Raw genomic sequence first — 3,278 nt, 5'->3', positions numbered from 1 at the left:
GAAGAAGAGCCTGAAACCTACTTTTACCCTAAAGACCCAGAATTCAGAAAGAACTACGGGCCTCGCGGCGTTATCAAAGCAACCTCTGATGGCAAAATCGAAGATACGGGTCCACTGACTCGTGCTCGTATGGAAAACATCGATGAGGACTTTACCGAAGCGGCTATCACGTTCATGGAGAAATCTGTAAAAGAAGATAAGCCTTTCTTTATCTGGTACAACTCGACTCGCATGCACGTTTGGACTCGTCTGAACGAACATTACAGCGGCATTTCTGGTCAAGGTATCTACGCTGATGGTATGGCTCAATTAGACGACAACGTCGGCGCGTTGCTTGATACTCTTGAACGCTTAGAAGTTGCAGACAACACGATTGTTATCCTTTCTACCGATAACGGTGCAGAAAAGTTTACATGGCCTGACGGCGGTACATCTCCTTTCCACGGTGAGAAAGGCACAACTTACGAAGGCGGCATGCGTGTTCCACAAATCGTGAAATGGCCTGGTGTAATCGAACCTGGCTCTGCGGTTAATGCGCTAATGTCTCAAGAAGACTGGTTACCGACACTAGCTGCCGCTGCCGGCAATGACTCTATCGTTGAAGACCTTAAAGAAGGTGTTTCTCTAAATAATAAAGATTGGCGTGTTCACCTAGATGGCTCGAACTTTATGCCATATTTTGAAGGAGAGGCTGAAAAGTCACCCCGTGAAACTATCTTCTACTTCTCTGCAAACGGTGACTTCAATGCGCTTCGTTGGAACGATTGGAAAGCAAGCTTCGCGATGATGGAAGGCACGATGCAATCAGCTATCCGTCAAGCTCCTGCTTGGGCTTCAATTACAAACCTACGTATGGACCCGTTTGAAACCGCAGCGAAAGAATCTGGCATGTACACTCGTTGGATGGTAGACAACATGTGGTTATTCGTACCAATGTCTCAAGAAGTGATTAAGTTTATGGGCTCTCTAAACGATTACCCAATGCAACAAGGCCAAGGCTTCAGTGCCGCAGACATCAATTACAACACGCTAAAAATGCAAAAGCTAATTCAGCAGATGCAAGCACAAAACGCGAAATAGCGGAGCAAGGGTTAAACAGCGAAGCAACAGCTAGATAACCCGGCTACCGACCATTAAAGATAACTGACTAATTAAAGCCCCACTGGGGCTTTTTTTGTGAGGCATCAACAATCTTTTTTCTAAACCATGAATGCGCCATATCTGCATTACGACTCTTGTGCCACACCAGATATTCAGTACCAAGATCCGATTCAAACGGTAAAGGCGACAGCTTAAAATCATCCAGCAAGCCATACCTTTCAAGTATCGATTTCTGACTAATACAAAGCCAATCCGTTCCTCTTACCATATCAAGCATTTCAAATGGGCCAGGCGCCTTTCGTGCAACCTTTCTACTCTTCGCATACTTACTGGTTTTGGTTAACGGCGATTCTTTGGTATCCCACATACTATGAAGAACATGCTTCTCTTCAAGGTATTCTTCCAACGTAATCTCGTTCCCTAATCTAGGGTGGTTTTTATCATAAGCAACCACCATAGGTTCGTTAGAGAGCTGAATACATTCCATTGCCGGATCGTTGATAGGCGTATGGACTATACACAAATCATATCGGTGTTGGCGAAGGTCTAGAATGATGTCTGCAGTATAGTAAGGGTCAATATGAAGACCTATATCTGGCGTTTCCGCATAGAGGATATCGGATACACGCTTCATCAATGAATAAGTTGCACCACTAATGCAAGCGACGTTAAACGACCTTTCAATTTTTGTTGGGTCGAACTTTCGCTTACTCGGGAAAGTCGATTCAAAGGCATCGTAGGCCTGTTTTATCTGAGGGTAGATGTCATAACAAAAACTGCTCGGTCTATAGCCTTCCTTTGTTTTCACAAACAACGGGTCATCATAGGTTTCTTTTAGTCGGTTAAGCGCCTTACTAATTGCGGGCTGAGTAACGCCAAAACGTTTCGCGGTATTCGAGATAGAGAGCTCTTCCATCATGACAACAAAATACGGGATCAGACTAAAATCAGTGTTTTTCATGTTCTATTTACCAAACTCGCGTACTAAATTAACTTTCATATCATTGAATTATACCGTATCAACCAAGCACTTCATTAGCGACCCTTTTATTTTGGGAAGTCACCTACGAATTAGCATGCTAGAAAGCGATGATTAACAGAACACAAAAAGCCGACACTTGGCAGGCTCAGGTAACTCTAAGTCAGTGATGGCGTTTATTTGCTTTGTAGCAGAGTAATCTCATCATTCACCCAGCCTAATAACTGCTTGGTCGCTTTAGACAAGACTTGATTCTGCCTCACGATATAGCCTAGGCTGGTGCTAGAGAAATTGGTCAATGGCGTAACCTTTGAATTCAAATGCTGCTTAGTGGATATCGCAAACTCAGGAATGATGGCCACTCCAAACCCAGCTTCTGCCCAGTCGATTTGAGCATCGACACTCCCTACTTCCATGACTCTATGATTGGGTAGATTAAGGCTTGGTAAACCTTCATCAATGAAGTCACGGGTTCTCGTATCGTGGCCAAGTAGAATCAAGGTGAGTTCTGTCTCTATATCGCCATCTTTAACCTCGTTTCCTGTCTTGCTATCAGAGTATTGCATGTCGAAGCCATCGCCTAACGCACACCATGAAAGCTCTTGAAGCTTAGTAAAATAGAGCGACTCGTTGTGTTGCTCTTTCGCAATCACAAAACCAAGATCCGCCTGAGCGTTCTTAACTAAACTCGATGCTTGAGATGACGTAGTGTTCAGTAGCGTTAGGTCGATACCCGGATACTGCGCTTTGAACTTCTGGAACGGGCGAATTAGCAAGAATCGAGAGATGATGTCGCTCACGGCAATAGTTAACGTGCCTATTTTAAGGTCGTTAATGGCGTTGAGATCGGCCTGACAAATCTGCAGTTCGAGTAATGTTCTTTGACTTGTCTCTAGTAACCTTTCACCTGCTTGAGTCAGTTGAAACGGACTTCGCTCTATCAACTTGATGCGTGTTTGTTGTTCCAGTTGTTTTAGGTGCAAACTCACATTAGGTTGTGTCATATGCAGTGCGTTGGCTGCTTTTCCGAAATGCTTATATTCCGCTAGCGTCACAAACGTCTTCAACAAATTAATATCGAGCATCATATCCCTCCCAGGTTTTTTACATGATATATGAAATCCTTATCAAGATAATAAAGATAATTAATTTCTCTTATCCACTTTGTAGGCCTAACATGATTTCTCAATCAGTCAGG

3 protein-coding genes are annotated in these 3,278 nt (G+C 43.7%); 1 reads left to right on the top strand and 2 read right to left on the bottom strand.

All coding sequences use genetic code 11. The features are described 5' to 3' along the window. Positions 1-1,080: sulfatase-like hydrolase/transferase (locus AB4496_RS20440; RefSeq protein WP_372131796.1), on the top strand; the 1,080-nt coding region annotated here is incomplete at its 5' end. 67 nt (positions 1,081-1,147) lie between these two features. On the opposite strand, the gene AB4496_RS20435 is transcribed toward AB4496_RS20440, so the two are convergent. Together AB4496_RS20435 and AB4496_RS20430 are read right to left on the bottom strand one after the other, a co-directional pair. Further along, complete coding sequence (locus tag AB4496_RS20435; protein ID WP_012604073.1) at positions 1,148-2,062, bottom strand: LysR family transcriptional regulator; 915 nt, start codon at positions 2,060-2,062, stop codon at positions 1,148-1,150. Positions 2,063-2,256: 194 nt separating this feature from the next. Further along, positions 2,257-3,168 (bottom strand): LysR family transcriptional regulator, encoded by a 912-nt coding sequence (locus AB4496_RS20430; protein WP_102258518.1) that lies wholly within the window; start codon positions 3,166-3,168, stop codon positions 2,257-2,259. Between the last annotated feature and the right edge of the window lie 110 nt (positions 3,169-3,278).

The organism is Vibrio sp. 10N.222.46.A1, from assembly GCF_041473595.1.
GTDB classification, from domain to species: Bacteria; Pseudomonadota; Gammaproteobacteria; order Enterobacterales; family Vibrionaceae; genus Vibrio; species Vibrio tasmaniensis_A.
Note: the sequence above shows the minus strand (reverse complement) of the source record. Positions and strands in the feature narration are given on the sequence as shown.

Bases quoted from the DNA above. Each gene is read 5' to 3' on its own strand.
- AB4496_RS20435 (WP_012604073.1), bottom strand. From the start codon at position 2,062: ATGAAAAACACTGATTTTAGTCTGATCCCGTATTTTGTTGTCATGATG.
- AB4496_RS20430 (WP_102258518.1), bottom strand. From the start codon at position 3,168: ATGATGCTCGATATTAATTTGTTGAAGACGTTTGTGACGCTAGCGGAA.